Genomic DNA, 22,220 nt, shown 5'->3' on the forward strand with positions numbered 1-22,220 from the left:
TACACGAAGTGTTAATTTTTTTTTGCTACAGAAGATTCTGATTTATCTTTGTGTAGTAATTTAAAACACAAGGGGTTATGAAATTTTTTTACGGTATTTTTACAATTAACGTTAAAGCTTTAATTGAATTTATTAAGCAATTACCTGCTGCATCAAGCAATGCTATTCATAGGTAATAAACAAATTAAATTAGTAGTATATGGTGAGACTTTACACTTAGAAACAAACAAGACAAAAAGAGGTGTTATCGGTCTTTAATTAGGGGATTAAGACCACAGGGAATATCTTTTACTAAAGTAAAATATTGGAATGTAGCATTATTTGTTGGGGGAAACAAAAAAATGCGAAATTTGAAGGAAGCAGTGCTATTTTAGTTTTATTCAAAATAGCACTGTTTTTTTTCGTTTCTATAAGGAAACAGGTATAGAAACACGAGTAGTATCCCAAGCTAATACCATGTCGTATCCTTTGTCAGCTTTTTTGAAAGCAATCGAAAATGCCTCTAAGGAATCTCCTGTAGTAGGTGAGGTGGTTATTCTGGCAATATCTTTTTCTTCGTTATAAGAATATGCTCCCCAGCTGTCTAAGTCCGAATTAAGAATAATAGTCCATTCTTTTTCTCCTGGAATAGTAAAAAGAGAATAAGTTCCTGCTTTTACAGTTTTGCCTCCAAAAGTTACATCCTTAAAAAATTTAATTTCAGTAGCTTCATCAGCTCCTGTTCTCCATACTTTGTCAAAAGGAACAAGATTCCCGAATATTTTTCTCCCCTTTTTCTGAGGACGGCTATAAATTACTTTTACTTCAGGTTTTGCATTTCGGTCAGCTTTTGCATACGAGATGTCTGTAGGACTTTTTTGTAAATCCGAAAACCGCTGTGCATTCATAGAGGTCAATGAACCAATAAACACCATTACTGCTAATACTAAACTTTTTTTCATTGTACTGTTTTTTTACTTTTTTATACTAAACTGATTAGTCGTAAAGATAGGAGTGTACTTAGTTGGTGTATGTTAATCATTTGATAAAATATGAAAGTAATGAATTAAAAGGTGAAGTCTCATTTTTAGACAGGTTGTGTTTTTTAATGATATGATTTTGTTTATTTTTATTTAAATGTGTAATCAATTTTATGTTTTTTGTTTTTATAATGTAATCTATGTTGAATATTTGCAGTGTTAACTATTAGAAACAATAAAATATGTGTGGAATAGTATGTGCCTTTGATTTAAAGGAAAAAGCAGAGAAGTTAAGACCTCAGTTATTGGAAATGTCAAAAAAAATTCGTCATAGAGGTCCGGATTGGAGTGGTATATACGCTGATGAAAATGCAATTTTAGCACATGAGCGATTAGCAATTGTTGATCCTGCATCAGGAAAGCAGCCATTGTTTAGTGAAGATAAAAAATTAATATTGGCAGCTAATGGAGAGATTTATAACCACAGAGAATTAAGAGAACAGTTTAAAGGAACATATAATTATCAAACGGAATCTGATTGTGAAGTCATCTTATCACTGTATAAGAAAAAAGGGACAAGGTTTCTTGATGAATTGAATGGGATTTTTGCTTTCGCACTATACGATGCAGAAAAAGATTCTTATTTCGTAGCAAGAGACCATATGGGAATCATTCCTTTGTATATGGGATGGGATGAGAACGGAACTTTTTATGTTGCTTCAGAGTTGAAGGCGCTAGAAGGTGTTTGTACAAAGATCGAATTGTTTCCTCCAGGACATTATTTAGATAGTACTAAAGGAGAATTAGTACGATGGTATGTCAGAGACTGGCAGGATTATGAAACGGTTAAAGAAAACCAGACAAGTATAGAAGAAGTTAGAGAAGCTTTAGAAGCAGCGGTGCATAGACAATTGATGTCTGATGTTCCATACGGAGTATTGTTGTCTGGAGGGTTGGATTCTTCTGTAACTTCTGCAATAGCTAAAAAATACTCGGAAAAACGTATTGAATCTGGTGATAAGACAGGGGCTTGGTGGCCGCAGTTGCATTCGTTTTCGGTAGGCTTGGAAGGTTCTCCGGATCTGGCAGCTGCACAAAAAGTTGCAGATCATATAGGAACGGTGCATCACGAGATAAAATTTACAATTCAGGAAGGATTGGATGCTATTAAAGATGTTATCTACAATTTAGAAACATATGATATCACCACGGTTAGAGCATCGACTCCGATGTATCTTATGGCACGAGTAATTAAGTCAATGGGAGTGAAAATGGTATTATCAGGAGAAGGAGCAGATGAGTTGTTTGGAGGATATCTATATTTTCATAAAGCCCCAAATGCACAAGAGTTTCATGATGAAACCGTAAGAAAGTTAAATAAGCTTCATATGTATGATTGCTTACGAGCGAACAAATCTTTGGCAGCATGGGGGATAGAAGGACGCGTTCCTTTTCTGGATAAAGAATTTATGGATGTAGCAATGCGTATTAATCCACAGGATAAAATGATCAATGGGGAACGAATGGAAAAGTGGGTAGTAAGAAAAGCTTTTGAGTCGTATTTGCCGGAAAGCGTAGCATGGAGACAAAAAGAGCAGTTTTCTGATGGAGTAGGATATAGCTGGATTGATACACTAAAAGAGGTCGTAGAACAAGAGGTTACAGATGAGCAATTAGCCAATGCTCAATATAAATTTCCAATTCAGACACCCACGTCTAAAGAAGAGTTTTATTACCGTTCAATTTTTGCAGATCATTTCCCGTCGGATACAGCAGCCCTAAGTGTTCCGCAGGAGCCATCAGTAGCATGTAGTACTAAGATTGCCTTGGAATGGGATGAAGCGTTTAAGAATATGAACGATCCTTCTGGTCGTGCAGTTGCGAATGTGCACGAAGAAGCGTATTAAATTACTTTGTGAGTTGTGAGATTTAGAGAAAGAAAGGCTGCAAACCAAATTGCAGCCTTTTTTTAGTATTACGAGGCTTACTTCGAGATACATAGATATACGGATTTAGTTTCCGCAACGTCCTTCCTGTTTCCAATTATAATTGCTCAATAAGGTGTATAAGTAACCTCGGTAGGTAACCTGGTCTCCTACAAAATATTGTCTGCCACGAACCCATTCGCTAATCCCTTTACAGATATCTCCTGGATTGTTAATAGGGTAAGCGCTATTTGTTCCTGCAATATCCAAGCGAGAAATCGTGCTTTGAGCTCCGTGATAAATTTGTCCGTTTAATAAGGTGATGGTTGGTTGTCTGTTTTTAGAAAAACCATACGGATGGTACATCATAATAGAATTAATGTCAAATTGATCCGTTAGTAACCTGGCATTATTGCTTTTTCTGAAGTTACCTTCCATTCCTGGCTGGATATTTTCCCATCGTATTCTTACATAGTTGTCTCTGTCAGCTCTTGTTTGCTCATGAACAAAACCTAATGTATGTCCTATCTCATGAACAATAAGGCTAATGCTTGCACTGTGTCCTAATTGTATGGTTCCTCGGGTACCTTGTACACCAAAAGAAGCTCTACCGCAACCAGAACAAACATTATTAGATTGATAGATGGTTACATAGTATGATTCATTGGTTCTTTCCTTAAATCTAATATTAGTTTTGCTTGACCATCTTTTAAAAGCTTCTCTGAGATTAGATCGAAGAGTGTTGTTTAGATTTCCTAATCTGTAGATAACAGTATTATTAGGCCATTTTCTAACAGAACCGTATAAAGCTAGTTTTTCGTTCATTCCGACAACTGGTGCCTTTTCGGGATCATATTTTTCTGCTTTGTCGGATAACATTTCTTCAGAAAGAATAATATCGGAATTGTAAAGGTATTCTCCATTGCCAATTTCCTCAACCTCTACCAGGTCTCCTCTAAAATATTTTTCAATGAATTTTCCATTAATAGTTGGATCGTCTGTGATGTTGTCTTCTATTTTTTCATTTTGACAGGATGAAAAAAGAAGCATCACTCCTAAAGATGCGGTTGCTAATGTTCTGATTCTTTGTTTAGTTTTCATAATATTACTTGAGTTTGTGTTAAAAAAAATGTGTGATATTAAATGATTATGGGAATAAACATTTAATTCAGTTATTATTTTCAGAATGATTTGTACAAGTAATTTTTATGAATAGGCAAGAATATTGAAAAGGAATGTTTTGATGGTATTTATACGGTTATTAGGTGATACGTAAATACCTGTTTTAATTTTTCTATAATTGGTTTTATTTACTAATTTTTTCTAAAAGTACCAGAATGCCTTTCTACATAAAAATAGCATTACATAAACTGTTTGTTTTAATGTATTAATTGTATAATTTTTAAGAAAATGCATGGATTTTGTTTCTTTTGTTGTTGGTTTTCAGACTACTGTTTCATTTTAGGGGGGTAGACAAAAAAAATGTGAAGTTGAATAGAAGTTGTTATAAAAAATGGGAGGGAGGTTTTCGCAGAAGGAATTCAGTAGTTTTAAGATGATTAAGGGAGGGGTTTTATTTTGATGCTGTTTTTAGCTGTTTTAAGCGATTTTTGTTGTTTTTGAAGACAATTGTTAATAACTATTTAAAAACAGGCTTAAAACTATCTTAAAAACGATTTTCATTATTTTATCTTTGTTGGGTTATGAAAATGTAATTTAACAAACGCGTTAATATATGAGTGAAGAAAAAAAACACAATTATTCGGCGGATAGCATTCAGGCGCTTGAAGGAATGGAGCATGTGCGTATGCGTCCTTCAATGTATATTGGAGATGTAGGAGTAAGAGGATTGCATCACTTAGTGTATGAGGTAGTTGATAATTCAATTGATGAAGCATTAGCAGGATATTGTGATCGAATAGAAGTCACCATTAATGAAGATAATTCTATTACAACCAAAGATAATGGGCGAGGAATTCCTGTAGGAATTCATAAGAAAGAAGGAGTCTCAGCATTGGAAGTTGTAATGACAAAGATAGGTGCAGGAGGAAAGTTTGATAAAGATTCATATAAGGTATCCGGTGGACTGCATGGAGTTGGAGTTTCCTGTGTGAATGCATTATCGGATCATTTGCATGCTATTGTATATAAAGATGGAAAGATTTGGGAGCAGGAGTATGAAAGAGGAAAAACTTTATATCCTGTAAAAAGTACTGGAGATACAGATCAGTCAGGAACAGTAGTGACATTCAAACCTGATAAGAGTATTTTTCAGCAAACAACAGAGTATAGTTATGATACGCTGGCAAGTAGAATGCGAGAGCTCGCTTACCTCAATAAGGGGATTACGATAACACTGACAGATAAGAGACATAAAGACGAAGAAGGGAATGATATTTCAGAGGTTTTTTATTCAGAAGAAGGATTAAAAGAATTTGTGAGATTTCTGGATGGGAGTCGTAACCCGATTATAGGGCATGTAATTGCCATGGAGGGAGAAAAGAATGATATTCCTGTTGAGGTAGCAATGATTTATAATGACTCTTATGCAGAGAATCTACATTCGTATGTGAATAATATTAATACGCATGAAGGAGGGACACATCTTTCTGGGTTTAGAAGAGGATTGACTTCTACACTAAAAAAATATGCGGATGCTTCAGGAATGTTAGATAAGTTAAAGTTCGAAATAGCGGGAGATGATTTTAGAGAAGGACTAACAGCAATTGTATCTGTTAAAGTAGGAGAACCGCAATTCGAAGGGCAGACAAAAACCAAATTAGGAAATAGGGAGGTAACTTCTGCTGTGTCTCAGGCAGTGTCTGAGATGTTAGAAAACTATCTGGAAGAAAATCCAAATGATGCAAAAACTATTATCGAGAAAGTAATTCTTGCTGCTCAAGCCAGGCACGCTGCGAAAAAAGCGCGTGAGATGGTTCAGAGAAAAACGGTAATGAGTATTGGAGGTTTGCCAGGGAAGTTATCTGACTGTTCAGAACAAGATCCTGCTTTGTGTGAGGTATTCTTAGTCGAGGGAGATTCGGCAGGTGGAACAGCCAAACAAGGGCGTGATAGAAATTTCCAGGCGATTCTGCCATTGAGAGGAAAAATTCTGAACGTAGAAAAAGCAATGCATCACAAGGTGTTTGAAAACGAAGAGATTAAAAATATCTTTACAGCCTTAGGGGTGACAATAGGAACGGAAGAAGATAGTAAAGCGCTTAATATTTCGAAATTAAGGTATCATAAAATTGTAATCATGTGTGATGCCGATGTCGATGGTAGCCATATCTCTACGCTTATTTTAACTTTCTTTTTCCGATACATGAAAGAATTGATAGAGAACGGACATGTTTATATTGCCGCTCCACCGCTTTATTTAGTGAAAAAAGGAGCTAAAAAGCAATATGCGTGGAATGATACACAACGAGATCAGATTATGAAAGAATACGGAGATAATTCGAAGATTCAGCGTTATAAAGGTCTTGGAGAGATGAATGCAGAACAGTTGTGGGAAACAACAATGAATCCTGAATACAGAACATTGCATCAGGTTACTATTGATAATCTGACAGAAGCAGACAGGGTATTCTCAATGTTGATGGGAGATGAAGTTCCACCAAGACGAGAATTTATAGAAAAGAATGCAGTATATGCTAATATTGATGCTTAAACAATACTGAAAATACTGGAAAAGCCGAAGAAAATCTCTTCGGCTTTTTTTGTGAGACGATATGAAGAAATGAGTGTTTTTTTAGAAAAAGAAAAGAGGTTCAATACGAATTTAGTAATTCTTGAGGGGGAAAGTTGCGATTTTTTTAGATTCTGAATAGTTTGGTATTTAACCGTTTTATCCATGAGGAATTTGGCTTATAATTTGTATTTTCGCATAGTTTTTAAAGTTTTAATCAAAAAAAAATAAATATAATGAAAGTTACAGTTGTAGGAGCTGGTGCAGTAGGCGCGAGTTGTGCCGAATATATTGCAATTAAAGATTTTGCTTCGGAAGTAGTGTTGTTGGATATCAAAGAAGGATACGCAGAAGGAAAAGCAATGGACTTGATGCAGACAGCCTCTTTAAATGGATTCGATACTAAAATTACAGGAAGTACAAATGACTATTCTAAAACTGCTAATAGCGATATAGCTGTAATTACTTCGGGGATTCCTCGTAAGCCGGGAATGACCAGAGAAGAATTGATAGGAATTAATGCCGGGATTGTAAAATCTGTGGTAGCCAGTTTGGTAGAGCACTCTCCTAATGCAATTATCATAGTAGTGAGTAATCCAATGGATACGATGACTTATTTAGCGCATAAAACAACCGATATTCCTAAGAATAGAATTATAGGAATGGGGGGAGCTCTGGATAGTGCACGTTTTAAGTATCGATTAGCAGAAGCATTAGAAGCGCCAATTTCTGATGTAGACGGTATGGTAATCGGAGGTCATAGTGATAAAGGGATGGTTCCGCTTACTAGATTAGCTACCAGAAATAGTGTGCCAGTTTCAGAATTTATTACTGAAGAGCGTTTAGAGCAAGTTTCTGCAGATACTAAGGTGGGAGGAGCTACATTAACGAAGTTGTTAGGAACTTCTGCTTGGTACGCTCCGGGAGCAGCAGTATCTGGATTAGTACAAGCAATCGCTTGTGACCAGAAAAAAATATTCCCTTGTTCTACATACTTAGAAGGAGAATATGGATTAAATGATATTTGTATTGGAGTTCCTGTTGTTTTAGGTAAAAACGGAATCGAAAAAGTTGTAGAAATAGCACTTTCTGATGCAGAAAAAGCAAAACTTGCTGAGAGCGCAGAAGGAGTTAAGAAAACAAACGGATTGTTGGAATTATAATTCTAAATCTGATAAAAAATGATGAAAGCTGCCATAAGGCAGCTTTTGTTGTTTCTGGAAGAATGTTATAGATATTTTTTAGAAGTCTTTTTATGCAGTTTTAATTTTTTTATATTTGCAGGATGGAGAAAAAATGGTACTTCAGAATTTTAATTGCTGTGTTTGGGTTGCTGATGGTTACCCAGCAACAAACTGTAGTACCTAATCAGGAAATCGTACTTGAATTTACTGATGTAGAAGTAACTTCTCAAGAGGCAAAAAAAGCAATTGCCACTATTAAAAGACAGCTGGAAACTATTGGAGTAGAGAATGCAAAGGTGTCCGAAGAACTCGAAAATGGAAAGCTGAAGATAACTTACTATAGTGAAGCAGATGTAGCCTTTATTAAAAAAGAACTTTCCAAAGAACAGCGGATCGTATTTGATCATGTATTATATGATCAAGATAATGAAGGAGAACAGTTTCCGCTACATAAAAGCGATAAAGAATACAATATTAAAATATATGAAATCCAGCAAAGTACAGATTTGGATGGAGATATTAATGCTAAATATATTGTAGAGTTAACAGATAAGCAGGGGGAAAATACTGATAGAGATTGTTCTGTATCTGTTATAACAAAAACTTTTGATACGATAGAGCTGCAAAACAAAGTAGCTCAAAAAGTAAATAGAGCCGTTGTAATGGCTATTGACTGCACATCACGTATCATACCTGAGGTTAGAGCCGGTCCTGCTTCCTAACCAGGAATTCAGATTCTTCAGAAAGAATTCCTAAAAAAACAAATCACAAATTCTAAAAGTTAAAAAGAACAACATTTTCATAATGAAGGAAAATCGTTGAACTTTTTTTAGAAACTTACTTACTATAAAAATTAATAATTAAAACTAATCGTCAGCCCAGAAATAACCCTTTTTTTAGGGAGAGTTTATGGGAATTTTGGCCAAAAAACAAACAATAATGCAAAACAAAGGTATTGTTAGGGTGTTTGCGATTTTATTTGGATTGGTGTGTATTTACCAATTATCGTATACATATTTGACCTACACAAAAGAAAAAGAAGCAGAAACGTATGCGCAGCAGAAATACCCTGCAGAAGATGCTTCTAAATTAAGAGAAATCGCTCAGCGTCAATATTTGGATTCTATAGGAAAAGAAGAAATTTTCGCGGGAATCAGTTATAATGATGCAAAGGATAAAGAACTTAATAAAGGACTTGACCTTAAAGGAGGAATTAATGTGATTCTTCAGATTTCGGTAAAAGATATTTTAAAAGGATTAGCGAATTATTCTAAAGATCCTTCTTTTAATAAAGCGTTACTTGCTACTGATGAAACACAAAAAAATAGTCAAAACGATTATATTGATGATTTCTTCAAAGAATTTGAGAAAATTCCAGACGCTAAATTTGCATCTCCTGATATTTTCGCTAATAAAAACCTGAGTGATGATATCACATATGATATGACGAATGAGCAGGTAAAACCTGTTTTGAAAAAGAAAATAAATGAGTCGGTAACATCTGCTTTTGAAGTATTGCGTAAACGTATTGATAAGTTTGGGGTAACACAACCAAATATTCAGCGTTTAGGAGAATCAGGACGTATTCTGGTAGAGTTGCCAGGAGCAAAAGATGTAGATAGAGTTAAGAAACTATTGCAAAGTACAGCACAGTTAGAATTCTGGGATGTATATAAAATGGAAGAAGTTTTTCCTTTTTTATCTGCCGCAAACAATTTGCTAAAAGAAAGAGAAGAGCAGCAAAAGAAGACAGCTGATAAGGTTGCAGAAACAAGCGAGATTGCATCTGACTCTACAAAAGTAGATTCGACAGCATCAAAAGAAGATGCAGCAATTGCAGATCTTTTGGAAGATGCAGAAGATTCTACAAATTTAGAAAAAGCTGTAAACCCGTTATTTGATTTAATTGCTGGGCCAGGAAGACAATCAGGACCAGTTGTTGTTAGTGTAGCAATTAAAGATACAGCACAATTCAGTGCGTATTTAAGAGACCCTCAGGTGCGAGCATTATTGCCTGTAGAGCAGCGATATGCTAAGTTCGTTTGGGGAAAACAAGTAAAAGACGTTCCATTCTTAGATCTATATGCATTAAAAGGAAATAGAGATAATGTAGCAGAACTAAGTGGGGGAGTAATTACTGATGCAAGACAGGAGTATAATCAGGTTGGACAGGTAACTGTAACCATGCAGATGGATGGTAAAGGAGCTAAGAAATGGGAAGAAATGACGGGTAGAGCCTTTAGTCAAAGAAGCCAGATAGCAATTGTACTTGATGATGTAGTATATTCAGCACCAGGAGTAACAAGTGGCCCTATTGGTGGAGGAAGAAGTGAAATTACCGGAGACTTTGATATTACAGAAGGGCAAGATTTAGCAAACGTATTGAGAGCAGGAAAACTGCCTGCTTCTGCAGATATTATCCAAAGTGAAGTTGTTGGACCATCTTTAGGTCAGGAAGCAATTGACAGTGGAATTATGTCTTTTATAATTGCTTTAGTGTTGATTCTGATATGGATGATTTTCTATTATGGAAAAGCAGGAGCTTTTGCAGATGTTGCTTTGGTGGTAAATATCTTATTTATATTCGGAGTATTAGCAGGGTTAAAAGCAGTGTTGACATTACCTGGTATTGCCGGTATTGTATTGACAATTGGTATGTCGGTTGATGCGAATGTGCTTATTTTTGAAAGAATTCGAGAAGAACTTACAAAAGGGAAATCTCAGAAAGAAGCGATAAAAGACGGATTTAGTAATGCATTGTCTTCTATTTTAGATGCTAATATTACTACAGGATTAACAGGGCTTATCTTATTAGTATTTGGAACAGGACCTATTAAAGGGTTTGCTACCACTTTATTGATTGGTATTGCTACATCTTTATTTACTGCAATATTTATTACGAGATTGTTTATTGATGGATATGGTAAAAATGGAAAAGAATTAGCTTTTTCTACCAGTATGACAAAAAATCTGTTCAAGAATGTAAACATCGATTTTATAGTAAAAAGAAAAGTGGCGTATATTTTCTCTGCTATCATTGTTTTAGCAGGATTAGGGTCTTTGTTTACGCAGGGATTAGATCAGGGAGTAGATTTCGTAGGAGGAAGAACATATACTGTACGTTTTGCTAAGGATGTTGTTCCTACAGAAGTAGAAAAAGACTTGATAGCTGTTTTCGAAAGTGCTCAGGCAAAAACATTAGGGGCAGATAACCAGTTAAAAATAACAACTAAGTACAAGGTTAATGAAACTGGAGAAGAAGTAGATAGCGAAATCTCTAACAAGTTATTTAGTGCATTAAAACCATATTTGACAGAAGGATTGAGTTATGAAGAATTCTCAAATGGAGATGAAGATAAACAAGTTGGAATTATGTCATCTATGAAGGTAGGACCTACTATCGCAGATGATATTAAGCAAGCTGCGTTTTGGTCTGTATTAGGGTCTTTGATAGTGGTATTTTTATATATCCTACTTAGATTTAGAAGATGGCAGTTTAGTTTAGGTGCTGTTACTGCTGTATTCCATGATGTATTAGTTGTATTGGGAGTATTCTCTTTGACATGGAAATTTATGCCTTTCAATATGGAAATTGATCAGGCGTTTATTGCGGCAATTCTGACAGTGATCGGATACTCTCTGAATGATACCGTGGTTGTATTCGATAGAATCCGAGAATTTTTAGGAGAACATACAGGATGGCCATTGAGAAAAACAGTGAATGCTGCATTGAATAGTACATTGAGCCGTACCTTGAATACTTCACTAACAACTTTATTAGTATTGGTGACGATATTTATTTTTGCAGTTCCGTTGAGAGGATTCATGTTCTCTCTGATTATCGGGGTGTTGGTAGGTACGTATTCTTCATTATTTATTGCTACTCCTGTAATGTTTGATACGGTGAGTAAAGTAGGTTTAAAAGAGAAAGAAGAAAAACCAAAAGAAGATTTAGTAGAAGCATAATAAATATGCATCTATAGCTTAATAAAAGAGCGCCGTTACAATCTTTGTAACGGCGCTCTTTTATGTTGATATTTTCTGAAGATTGTATTTAGTTTCTTTAGGAAATGAAAAGCTATTTTTTTGTAAAACTAATTTTGTCTCCAGGCTGTAACTTCCATTGATCAGATAGACCGGCATTTATCTCCAGTACATATTGTGCTGGAGCAGTAGCAGGAAGAGAGGATTCGTCCAGAGGTTTTGCATTTTTTTGAAAATTTATAATAGACTGGTGTTCATCTATAAAAATAATATCAAGAGGAATTAAGGTGTTTTTCATATAAAAACTAAGCGGTTGACTCTCTGGGTAGATGAATAACATTCCTTCCGAATTTTTCATAGATTTTCGATACATCAGTCCGGTTTCTTGTTCGTAATCTGAGATAGCGAATTCGATATCCAGTTTTTGTATGGTATCTCCAGATGGTTTTGTGAGATATAGTTCTCCTTCTTTAGTGAAACGTATTTCAGAAGTTTTAATTGGGGAGTTTGATGTAGGGGTATCCTTGCAGGAGGATATACAAATTAATAAAATGAGGAGTTGATGTATTTTTTTCATGGAAAAACAGATTTGTATTGTTAGCCGGATCATACTTTATATAAGTGCTAAAATAATTAAAAAAAGCCTGATGTATTCCGGTGCTATACATCAGGCTTTTTTTTGAACTAAAGAAGTGGTTTATACTATGCTTCTTTATTCCATTCGATACGCCTGGAGACCATCATGATAGTTCCTAAGATGAGGAATAATCCTATGCTCCCTACGAGCAGTGCATAACTTTCTAATTGTATGATAACAAATATAAAGGTGTATAATGCGATTAGCGATACGGCAATAAATAACATGAACTTAGTGCTTTTTAGTATAGTTTTGGAGTATATAGCAATCAATAAGACTACAGCGGCACCGGCAATAACATACGCTTGCAAAAAGCTGGAGTGTTCTGAGATAGATATTAGAAGAGTGTAAAACATGGATAATGCCAATCCGATCATTAAATATTGAAAAGGGTGAATGGTTATGTTGCTGATGGACTGAATTAGGAAGAAAATTAAAAAGGTTAATGAGATGACCAGATAACCATATTTTGCTGCGCGCTCACTTTTTTGGTACTCATCTACAGGAATTAGCAATTTGACCCCAAATGCAGATGAAGAAATATGAGGAAGTTCTCCGAAAAAATCCTGTTCAAATTCTCTGTTGGTTTCTAAAATTTTCCAGGAAGCTTTAAATCCGTCTTTGGATATTTCTTTTGTTTTGGGGTTGGGAAGGTATTCTCCGTTAAAACTGGGAGACGCCCAATTAGAAGACATGGATACATTGGTCTCACTTCCGATAGGGATAAAACTCAATTCTTCACTTCCGTTGATTTTTATTCCCAGGCTGAAAGACGTGTTTTTTTCAGAGTTAGGAAGGTCTGTTTCGTTTAGAAACTTTGTTTCCAATGTATACATGTATGCATTTTTCTTGAATTTGGATCGCAGGGGGTACGTGTTGTTTCCGATTTGTAGGTTTAGATTGCTCTTGATTCCTTTTAGATTGGTAGAGTTAAGAATGATGGTTGCTTTGTTCCATAAGATATCTTCTTCCTTGATGTCATTGGTTTTAAAATCAGGAGCTTTGAAGGTTCCTTTTAGCTGTATGTCAGAAGTGTATACTACAGATTCGTAAATACTTCTACCGAGTGTTTCTGACTCGATGGTGGCATCAATATCTAATTGATCGGGAAAGAAGTATGCGTTGTGTTGTGTAATATCGTCTTTTGTTTCGTAAGTCTTTAATTTTTCGTTCCAGACTTTACTGATATGATGTGTCAGATACGGAACTTTTAGTATTGGTCCGTAAAGGAGTACCTGGTTACCCCATTTCTGGTTGATTTCTTTGACGACTTCTTCTTGTCTGTAGGCACGTTCCTGGATAAGGTCTTTGATATAAGCTAAAGGGATTAATAGAATAAGAATTAGAAAACCCATCATGAGCATTCGAATAGTTAATGACGTTTTTATCCATTGACCAAAAGACTTTTTTTGTTTTTGATGTTCCATTATGTGTTTTTTTTATTGTTGTTTGTTATTGAGAAATGATGTGATGTGGTATAAAAGAATTAGAAATGTTCCGAAGCAGATCGTAAAGCCCCAGGTGTTTATATATGAAATAGGATAGATAATTCTTCTGCTAATATCAGTAACAATGGCTAAAGGGTTAGTCATAATATCCCAGCTATTCCATCGCAAAACACGTCCGAGATATACGCCGAACCCACATAATAAAAAGATTATATAAGTAGCTATGGTAATGATCTTTTTAGGAAGGTGATGGCGGAGAATCTCCTGCATGTTTTTTAAAGCAGCAAACCCGATGATTAGACCGTTGATTGCAAAAGAAAGAAGTAATAAAACGTCAAACCATATTGAATCAAGAGAGCTAATTCTGATGTGTTGTAAATCCGTGACGATATAGGGAGCATTAGGGAGAAATGCTAGCCAGATGGTAAAACCAATGATTAAGAATAGTTTGTTTTTTCTAAGGCGTTCTGTTTTTAGTAGTAAAGTAATGAAATATGGAATACTGGCTAAAAATAGATTCCAAACGAGAAATAGAAAAAATGGAGAACTGGTTTTTACAATTCGTAGCATGAGTAATGCAAAGCTAAAGCAGCTGGTAATAGTGAATAAACGAATAAAAGAAATGTCTTTGTTTTGTATTGTTATCATAATGGCGATGTTTTAGATTATAAAAGAGAGGTATCCCAGACAAATAGGGATATTTAATAGAAATAGACTAATTGTTAGTAAATTTTCTTTGTAGTTTTTATACTTGTAAAAAGCGTTAATCAATAGAGCTACAAGCATGGCGCTATTAATGGCAAAGGCGATAATCAGGTAAGTGTATCCGGTAGTTATAAAAAATCCTCTTGGATAGATTATATAGGTTAGTAATAAGCAGCTGCCTATTAAAAAGCTGACAAAAGCGAGTAATAACGCATTTCTGTTTATAGGTTCATTAAATTTCATAAAGGTGTTATTGAAAAAATAGTTTGTAATTCTTGTGTGTTTTTGTTTAGTAGAGGGCGGTAGTTTAATTGATGAAAAGAGAAAGCTCTTTTCCCGTAGTGATATGCGGTATTGAATAGCTGAATTTTATCCAGATATAAAGGAGTGCCTAGTAATAGTACCGCATAGAGATATGCGCTTCTTTTTCCATTGCCAAGCAAATAATATTGCATAGCAATCTCCTCTGGTACCGAAGTGCCAATGTTAGTTAATACATGGAATACATCGTGATTTTCTAACTTTTCCTGAGGAGAGAAGTTATTGCTTTTTAAGAAAAGACCTAATTCGTAACCAAGTGTTTTTTTGGGATAGGTCAATAAGTTTGTTATAGATAAATTCCAGGCTTTATTTGTTTTAAACCACTTTTGATAAGGGATTTTACTGTAGTTGTATAGTATTTCTAATAATTTTGCTCTCATGTTTTAAAGTACTTTGAATTTCAAAGTTTATGTATAAAAAAATATACCTTCTTCCTTTTATTGTTTTAATAGTTTCTCTATTGCTTCTACGTGTTTTCTGAATGCGATACGCCCCTCTTTAGTAGTGCTGTATCTCGTGTTAGGTTTACGCCCGATAAAAGATTTTTCGACATTGATATAGTTTTCTTTTTCCAGTGCTTTAGTGTGGCTTGCCAAATTACCATCGGTGACTCCGAGAAGCTCTTTTAGAGTTTTAAAATCAGCATATTCATTAACCATCAGAATAGACATGATTCCCAATCGAATTCTATGGTCAAAAGCTTTATTTATATTATTGATGATGCTGCTCATGAATATATGATTTCAAAATAATTGATCAGTTGCAAAGGTTACAAAAGTTTTATTTAATTCTTATCATCTTTAAGATAAACAATGCTTCCATAAATTATATGCATAAAGCCAAAGCCTATGATCCAGAACCAAAAACCATATCCGGGAAACATAGCGCATATAAGACCTAATACAATCTCAGTATATCCTAAAAATTTTACATTGCCAATAGTGTATTTAGAAGCATTTACTAGTGCCAGGCCATAAAAAATAAGCATTAAGGAGCCTGTTAAACCGTAGTGATTACTGGATATCTTTATCAAGATATAGATGCCTCCTGTGACTAAAGGAACCAAAAATGCAGTTAGTAACCTCCTGGAGGTACCATTCCATAGCGATTCATTGTTTCTTTTTGCTTTCTTATGACTTAGGATTACAGCCGTGATAATACTTAGAATTGCTACGGCAGCAAGATCGATTAATACATATGTAAATATCTTTCCATCTAAGATAAGTTGCTTTCGACCACTGCTCTGAACCAGGTAATAGGCAATTGTAGCCCCGATTAATGCGTAAATTCCAGCTAAAATTCCGGATAATCCGCTAAGGGAGAAAAAACGAGATGATTTATTCATCAAATCTTTAATCTCTGATAAGTCTTTTAAATAATTTTCCTTACTCATTATAAAGTACTTTGAAAAACAAAGTAACATAAATATTTATTAGAAACCAAACTTTTAAAAAAAAATAGAGAGGAGAGAAGGGGGATATAAGAATGAAATATACATTTAAGAAGAAAAAAAAGGTATTTCTTTTTAAAAGAAATACCTTCGTTATATATGGGTGATACTGTTCTAGAAAACTTTAAAAATTCCTCCAAAAGTTATATTCTGTTGCAAGAAATTAAAGTGTTGTTTTGCACTATCGGCTTTACTGCTAGTGGTACGAATATTCGGCATATCAATAAACCCTCCTTTTAATTCGGCTTGCAGGAAGAAATATTTAAAGAAAGTAACATTGATACCAGCTTTTAGAGAGACTCCATAACCTGATAAATGGAATTGATCATATCGATCTTTGTTAAGAACTTTGGCATTGGTTTTAGGAATGAGCACTCCTGCACTAAATCCTTCAGTGATATTTAATTGTATTTTATCGGGGTTCCAGCCAAAAAAGTCTCCCAGATTATCAACTCTAGCGATCTCCAGGTTGACATAATTCAAACCGTCTGTATGTTCAAAGGCGACGAAATCTTCATATAGAACTTGTTCCTGCTGGTTGTAAGTCCCATTGAAGTAGGTTGTACCTTCATTATCTTCCGTTAGGTAGATATCTCCAGATATTCTTGCTGTCTGATATTGTTCCATTACATATTTCATATGATCAAGACCAATAGATGCATTCCAGTTATCATGGAAATAATATCCGATTCTGGCATTTGTTTGTGGAATGGTGAGGTTAGCAGGGTTTAGGTATTTGTCATAACCAATAGGCTTGGTTACTTTGTCATGTGCTTTGGCATTGTGAATAGTGAAATCATAATTTTCACCTTCAAAATGAATATTTGATTTACTGTATTGGGAAACGTTCCAACCCCAATAAAAATAAAATTTGCCTTTGTTTTTTGTTCGTAATCGTTTGCTTCGTACTTGTGTTTGGGCTGTACCCGTTTGTCCTATTGCTGTATAACATGTAGTCAAAAGCAATAGATAAAGAAATGGAGCTTTTTTCAATGTAGTAGTATTAACTTTTTATAGTGAATTAATAGTTTGTCGAATTTGTACGAGGTTATAAAGTAGTTTTTCCAGGTGATCTAAGTGAAGCATATTTGCTCCATCACTTTTGGCATTGGCAGGGTCGAAGTGAGTTTCCATAAAGAGACCGTCAACTCCAGTAGCAATCCCGGCTCTGGCAATAGTTTCGATCATGTCAGGTCTTCCTCCTGTAACACCACTTGATTGGTTAGGTTGTTGTAAAGAATGTGTTACATCTAATACAGTAGTACCAAATGATTTCATAGTAGGAATTCCTCTGAAATCAACAATCATATCCTGATACCCAAACATTGTTCCCCGATCAGTAATCATGGCATTGGTATTCCCGCTATCTTCAACTTTTTTTACAGCATGCTGCATTGCTTCAGGACTCATGAACTGCCCTTTTTTTAGGTTTACTGTTTTACCGGTTTTAGCAGCGGCTACCACAAGGTCGGTTTGGCGAACTAGAAAAGCAGGGATCTGTAAGATATCAACATATTCCGCAGCGATTACAGCATCTTCATTTTCATGAATATCGGTTACCGTTGGAATTTGAAAAGTTTCACCTACTTTTCGAAGGATTTTTAAGGCTTTTTCATTTCCAATACCGGTAAAGCTATCAATTCTGCTGCGATTTGCCTTTTTGAAAGACCCTTTGAATACATAAGGTATCTTAAGTTTGGAAGTGATTTCGACTACTTTTTCGGCAATTTTTAATGCCATTTCTTCCCCTTCGATAGCACAAGGTCCTGCAAGAAGGAAGAAGTTATTAGAATCCAGATTTTTTAAATTTGGAATGTTTTTAAGATCCATGACAGGTAAATTTTAAGCCGCAAAGATAGGAGTTTTTCTTGTTTATAATCCTAGATTCCCAAGAGTTTAACTACTTGTATTAAGTCCATTTTAAATATGCAGTAAATATTGTAGATTGTGTCGAAATATCTCGTACATTTGCAGCCTTAAATTCTGGCGTATATGACTGCTATAAAAAACATTGCGATAATTGCTCACGTAGACCATGGTAAAACGACATTGGTAGACAAAATTATGTATCACTGTCAATTATTCAGAGAGAATGAGAATACGGGTGATCTTATATTAGATAATAATGACTTAGAACGAGAAAGAGGAATCACTATTACCTCTAAAAACGTATCGGTTACTTATAAAGGAACTAAAATTAATATTATTGATACTCCAGGTCACGCCGATTTTGGTGGAGAAGTAGAACGTGTTTTAAACATGGCAGATGGGGTATTACTATTAGTTGATGCTTTTGAAGGTCCCATGCCGCAAACCCGTTTTGTATTACAAAAAGCGATTGATTTAGGGCTAAAACCCTGCGTTGTTGTAAATAAAGTTGATAAAGAAAACTGTACCCCTGATGAGGTATATGAAAAAGTTTTCGACTTAATGTTCGAATTAGGAGCAGAAGAATGGCAATTGGAATTCCCAACAGTATATGGTTCAGCGAAGAATAACTGGATGAGTAATGACTGGAAAAAACCAACGGATTCCATAGAACCATTATTAGAGATGGTGATTGAACACATTCCATCTCCAAAAGTGGAAGAAGGAACTCCTCAAATGTTAATCACCTCCTTGGATTTCTCATCATTTACAGGAAGGATTGCTATTGGACGTTTACAAAGAGGTGCACTTACCGAGGGAATGCAAGTATCGCTTGTAAAAAGAGATGGGGCTATTAAAAAGACAAGGATTAAAGAGCTTCATACATTCCAGGGACTGGGAAGAATGAAAGTAGAAAAGGTTGAAGCAGGAGATATTTGTGCATTAGTAGGATTGGAAGGTTTTGAGATCGGTGATACAGTAGCGGATTTAGAAAACCCGGAAGGATTACAAACTATTGCCATTGATGAGCCAACTATGAGTATGTTGTTTACGATTAACGATTCTCCGTTTTTTGGAAAAGATGGAAAGTTTGTTACTTCTAGACATATCAAAGAAAGGTTAGAAAAAGAATTAGAAAAAAACCTGGCATTAAAAGTAGAAGAAACAGATAGTGCTGATAAATTTATGGTCTATGGTAGAGGAGTACTGCACTTGTCTGTATTGATAGAAACGATGAGACGAGAAGGTTATGAACTACAGATAGGACAACCACAAGTAATTATCAGGGAAATAGACGGAGTCAAATGTGAGCCTGTAGAAGAATTAACCATTGACCTTCCGGAAACGGTTTCAGGTAAAGCTGTAGAAATGGTGACACTGAGAAAAGGAGAGATGCTGAGTATGGAAGCAAAGGGAGAGCGAATGATCTGTGAGTTTTTGATTCCTTCTAGAGGGATTATAGGACTTCGTAATCAGTTGCTTACAGCAACAGCTGGAGAAGCTATTATGGCACACCGTTTCAAAGAATATCAACCGTTAAAGGGAGATATCCCAGGTCGCATCAATGGGTCATTAGTATCGATGGAAAAAGGAACAGCCATACCTTATTCAATAGATAAACTACAGGAAAGAGGAAAGTTCTTTATCGATCCGGGAGAAGATATTTATGAAGGACAGGTAATTGGAGAAAATTCCAGAGGAGATGATATGACTGTTAATGTTACAAAAACTAAAAAGTTAAGTAACGTTCGTTCGGCAGGAGCTGATGATAAAGCTAAAATTGTTCCTGCTATTAAATTTTCTTTAGAAGAAGCGCTGGAATATATCCAGAAAGATGAATATGTAGAAGTAACTCCAAATCATTTAAGGTTGCGAAAAATCTTTCTGACAGAAGTAGAAAGAAAACGAAACAAAATCGTCTAAAATATAAGTAATACATCGAAAAAAAACTCACGATAAGTCGTGAGTTTTTTGCTTTATAAGCTTTTTTTACTAATTATGTTGAAAATAAAATTATTAAATATGGAAGAAACTATGTTGGTTGATATTGTGGGGTATTTTGCTTCATTTATGGTCTTAATATCATTTTTGATGAAAAACATAAAAACCTTACGATTGGTTAATTCTATTGGCTGTATAGCGTTTATTGTCTATGGGGTTTTGTTGAATTGGTCATTGCCTATTATAATAACCAATGCTGCAATTGTGCTGATTAATATTTATTACCTTTTTGTTAAGAAAGCATAAGAAATTTGAAGAAGAATAGTTTTATTTTATAATAAAAGAAGGTTCATGGATCAAAAATAAACAGGAAAGATACCTGCTCATGAGTAACTAAATAAAAACAAATAAGATGGAAAATAATTTGAGCTGGAAAGAGTTTATACATGTGGAAATGAGAGTAGGAACTATTATCAGTGCAGAAGAATTTAAGGAAGCAAGAAATCCTGCTTATAAACTGATTATCGATTTTGGGGATTATGGGACAAGGAAAACATCTGCACAGATTACTGATTTTTATTCGCCGGATCAATTAATAGGAAGGCAGGTGGTGGCAGTTATTAATTTTCCGCCAAAACAAATTGCCAATATGATGAGCGAATGCCTCGTCTTGGGCGCTGTAAATGAGCGTAAAGAAGTAACATTATTACATCCGGATATGAAGGTAAAAAATGGAGAAAGGATTGGATGAACGTATTTTTTTAATAGACTGATAATAAATAAAATGAACTCAAGGGGGATAGAGGTCAAAAAAATAATACCGGAAGATTGGAATTTCTGATAAGAAAGATAAGAAGACATTTTATGTCTTTTAGTGGGATTGGTACTTCTGTAAGGTTCGTTGCAGATATGATCGTCACTAAAGTAATAGCTCTTTTGCTTGGAACAGAAGGAATGGCTCTGTTAGGAAACCTAAAGAATGCGGTGACCTCTATGAAGACCATAGCTACTTTGGGATTGTTTGATGGGGTGGTCCAAAAAGTATTAGTAGTTAAAGATGATAAAGAAGAAATGAAAGCACTGTTATCCAGTGCATACTTCATTTGTTTTGTAGTTACGATGGTATTATCTGCCTGGTTGTACTTTGATCCTGTTTTTTGGAATGATGTAATTTTTGGGAAGCCATACGATTTCTCTTATATTTTTAAACAGCTTGGTATCGCATTATCATTCTATGGGGTTAATGTCTTGTGTACTTCTATTGTTAAAGGGTTTTCTAAATACAAAGTATATATATTACTCAACATGGTAGGGAGTCTTTTAGGACTGTTTATTACGCTTATATTGGTTTGGGAATTTCGATTAGAAGGAGCTTTTATAGCGATAGTGTTAAATCCTGCAATCTCATTATTTGTAACCATCGTAATTATATCGAATCAAAAGAATTTTGCAAAGCTCCTTTGGGCGAACAGAATTTCTAAAAAATATATCAAGCAATTAGCTCCTTATGCAATCATTGGGATTCTGTCAGGAGCTATCTTTCCTTTTGTGAAGATTAATATCAGAAATCAGATTGCATCCTTATACGGAATGAAAACCGCAGGGTATTGGGAAGCAATGCAGCAAATAAGTGATCACTATTGGTTGTTTTTTATAGGAAGTCTCACAGTGTATATCTCTACAAAGCTGAGAGTGCGTTATGCAAAAGATACTTTTAGAGATGTAGTAGAGGCGTATCTAAAAGAAATTATGCCTTTTGTCGCAGGTTGTTTTCTAATTATTTTTGTGTTCAAAAAAGAAATTATCTCATTCGTACTATCTGTTGATTTTATGCCGATGGAAGCTGTTTTTAAATGGCAGTTAATAGGGGATTTCTTAAAAATGATAACTCTTGTTTTTTCATATCAATTGGTTGCTAGAGGATGGTTTATGCAGTATGTTGTAATTGAACTGATTTCTGTAGCTATATTTTATGGGAGTAGTGTATTCTTAATAAACGAATATAGTTTTGTAGGAGGGGCAATGGCGTATACACTGTATGCAGCGTGTACCTTTCTTTTCACAGTATTACTGTTTAAAGATGTATTTATCATTCGAAAAAACTAA

At 34.9% G+C, this 22,220-nt stretch carries 20 protein-coding genes; 9 read left to right on the forward strand and 11 right to left on the reverse strand.

Going from position 1 to position 22,220, the window contains the following annotated elements:
• Positions 1-407 precede the first annotated feature (407 nt).
• Positions 408-941 (reverse strand): DUF2911 domain-containing protein, encoded by a 534-nt coding sequence (locus HN014_RS11945; protein ID WP_176029101.1) that lies wholly within the window; start codon positions 939-941, stop codon positions 408-410.
• Between the two features lie 260 nt (positions 942-1,201).
• Between HN014_RS11945 and asnB the strand changes: the two genes are divergently transcribed.
• Positions 1,202-2,866 (forward strand): asparagine synthase B, encoded by a 1,665-nt coding sequence (gene asnB, locus HN014_RS11950; protein WP_176029102.1) that lies wholly within the window; start codon positions 1,202-1,204, stop codon positions 2,864-2,866.
• Positions 2,867-2,971: 105 nt separating this feature from the next.
• On the opposite strand, the gene HN014_RS11955 is transcribed toward asnB, so the two are convergent.
• Entirely contained in the window at positions 2,972-3,985 is a 1,014-nt protein-coding gene (locus HN014_RS11955; protein WP_176029103.1) for a M12 family metallopeptidase, read from the reverse strand.
• A 634-nt stretch (positions 3,986-4,619) separates the two neighbouring features.
• Between HN014_RS11955 and gyrB the strand changes: the two genes are divergently transcribed.
• The 4 genes from gyrB (at position 4,620) to secDF (ending at position 11,725) form a co-directional block, all read left to right on the forward strand.
• The gene (gene gyrB / locus HN014_RS11960) at positions 4,620-6,557 is read left to right on the forward strand and encodes a DNA topoisomerase (ATP-hydrolyzing) subunit B (RefSeq protein WP_176029104.1); all 1,938 of its coding nucleotides are present in this window, start codon (positions 4,620-4,622) and stop codon (positions 6,555-6,557) included.
• Between the two features lie 254 nt (positions 6,558-6,811).
• A complete protein-coding gene (gene mdh / locus HN014_RS11965) occupies positions 6,812-7,738 on the forward strand; it encodes a malate dehydrogenase (RefSeq protein ID WP_176029105.1) in 927 nt (308 codons plus the stop codon).
• Between the two features lie 122 nt (positions 7,739-7,860).
• The gene (locus tag HN014_RS11970) at positions 7,861-8,481 is read left to right on the forward strand and encodes a hypothetical protein (RefSeq protein ID WP_176029106.1); all 621 of its coding nucleotides are present in this window, start codon (positions 7,861-7,863) and stop codon (positions 8,479-8,481) included.
• Between the two features lie 217 nt (positions 8,482-8,698).
• Positions 8,699-11,725 (forward strand): protein translocase subunit SecDF, encoded by a 3,027-nt coding sequence (secDF, locus tag HN014_RS11975; protein ID WP_176029107.1) that lies wholly within the window; start codon positions 8,699-8,701, stop codon positions 11,723-11,725.
• 112 nt (positions 11,726-11,837) lie between these two features.
• On the opposite strand, the gene HN014_RS11980 is transcribed toward secDF, so the two are convergent.
• The 9 genes from HN014_RS11980 to kdsA all read right to left on the reverse strand — a co-directional run bounded on the left by HN014_RS11980 (position 11,838) and on the right by kdsA (position 18,134).
• The gene (locus tag HN014_RS11980) at positions 11,838-12,320 is read right to left on the reverse strand and encodes a DUF192 domain-containing protein (protein WP_176029108.1); all 483 of its coding nucleotides are present in this window, start codon (positions 12,318-12,320) and stop codon (positions 11,838-11,840) included.
• 125 nt (positions 12,321-12,445) lie between these two features.
• Entirely contained in the window at positions 12,446-13,807 is a 1,362-nt protein-coding gene (gene creD / locus HN014_RS11985; RefSeq protein ID WP_176029109.1) for a cell envelope integrity protein CreD, read from the reverse strand.
• Positions 13,808-13,819: 12 nt separating this feature from the next.
• Positions 13,820-14,476: a DUF1361 domain-containing protein gene (locus HN014_RS11990; RefSeq protein ID WP_176029110.1), complete on the reverse strand. Its 657-nt coding sequence runs from the start codon at positions 14,474-14,476 to the stop codon at positions 13,820-13,822.
• Positions 14,477-14,488: 12 nt separating this feature from the next.
• Positions 14,489-14,776, reverse strand: coding sequence for a hypothetical protein (locus HN014_RS11995; protein WP_176029111.1), 288 nt, complete (start codon positions 14,774-14,776; stop codon positions 14,489-14,491).
• On the reverse strand, positions 14,773-15,234 hold the full coding sequence (locus HN014_RS12000; RefSeq protein WP_176029112.1) for a hypothetical protein: 462 nt from the start codon (positions 15,232-15,234) through the stop codon (positions 14,773-14,775). Before HN014_RS12000 ends, HN014_RS11995 begins: the two co-directional genes overlap by 4 nt.
• A 57-nt stretch (positions 15,235-15,291) precedes the next feature.
• Positions 15,292-15,585, reverse strand: coding sequence for a transcriptional regulator (locus HN014_RS12005; protein WP_176029113.1), 294 nt, complete (start codon positions 15,583-15,585; stop codon positions 15,292-15,294).
• Between the two features lie 53 nt (positions 15,586-15,638).
• Positions 15,639-16,247: a hypothetical protein gene (locus HN014_RS12010; RefSeq protein ID WP_176029114.1), complete on the reverse strand. Its 609-nt coding sequence runs from the start codon at positions 16,245-16,247 to the stop codon at positions 15,639-15,641.
• A gap of 171 nt (positions 16,248-16,418) precedes the next feature.
• On the reverse strand, positions 16,419-17,264 hold the full coding sequence (locus HN014_RS12015; RefSeq protein WP_254883993.1) for a hypothetical protein: 846 nt from the start codon (positions 17,262-17,264) through the stop codon (positions 16,419-16,421).
• 51 nt (positions 17,265-17,315) lie between these two features.
• The gene (kdsA, locus tag HN014_RS12020; protein WP_176029115.1) at positions 17,316-18,134 is read right to left on the reverse strand and encodes a 3-deoxy-8-phosphooctulonate synthase; all 819 of its coding nucleotides are present in this window, start codon (positions 18,132-18,134) and stop codon (positions 17,316-17,318) included.
• 162 nt (positions 18,135-18,296) lie between these two features.
• On the opposite strand from kdsA, the gene typA reads away from it, so the two are divergent.
• From typA to HN014_RS12040, 4 genes are all read left to right on the forward strand, one after another.
• On the forward strand, positions 18,297-20,096 hold the full coding sequence (gene typA, locus HN014_RS12025; RefSeq protein WP_176029116.1) for a translational GTPase TypA: 1,800 nt from the start codon (positions 18,297-18,299) through the stop codon (positions 20,094-20,096).
• Between the two features lie 99 nt (positions 20,097-20,195).
• Positions 20,196-20,420: a uroporphyrinogen decarboxylase gene (locus tag HN014_RS12030; RefSeq protein WP_176029117.1), complete on the forward strand. Its 225-nt coding sequence runs from the start codon at positions 20,196-20,198 to the stop codon at positions 20,418-20,420.
• Positions 20,421-20,526: 106 nt separating this feature from the next.
• Positions 20,527-20,865 (forward strand): tRNA-binding protein, encoded by a 339-nt coding sequence (locus HN014_RS12035; protein ID WP_176029118.1) that lies wholly within the window; start codon positions 20,527-20,529, stop codon positions 20,863-20,865.
• A gap of 113 nt (positions 20,866-20,978) precedes the next feature.
• Complete coding sequence (locus tag HN014_RS12040; protein ID WP_217704327.1) at positions 20,979-22,220, forward strand: O-antigen translocase; 1,242 nt, start codon at positions 20,979-20,981, stop codon at positions 22,218-22,220.

This window comes from Aquimarina sp. TRL1 (assembly GCF_013365535.1).
GTDB lineage: Bacteria > Bacteroidota > Bacteroidia > Flavobacteriales > Flavobacteriaceae > Aquimarina > Aquimarina hainanensis.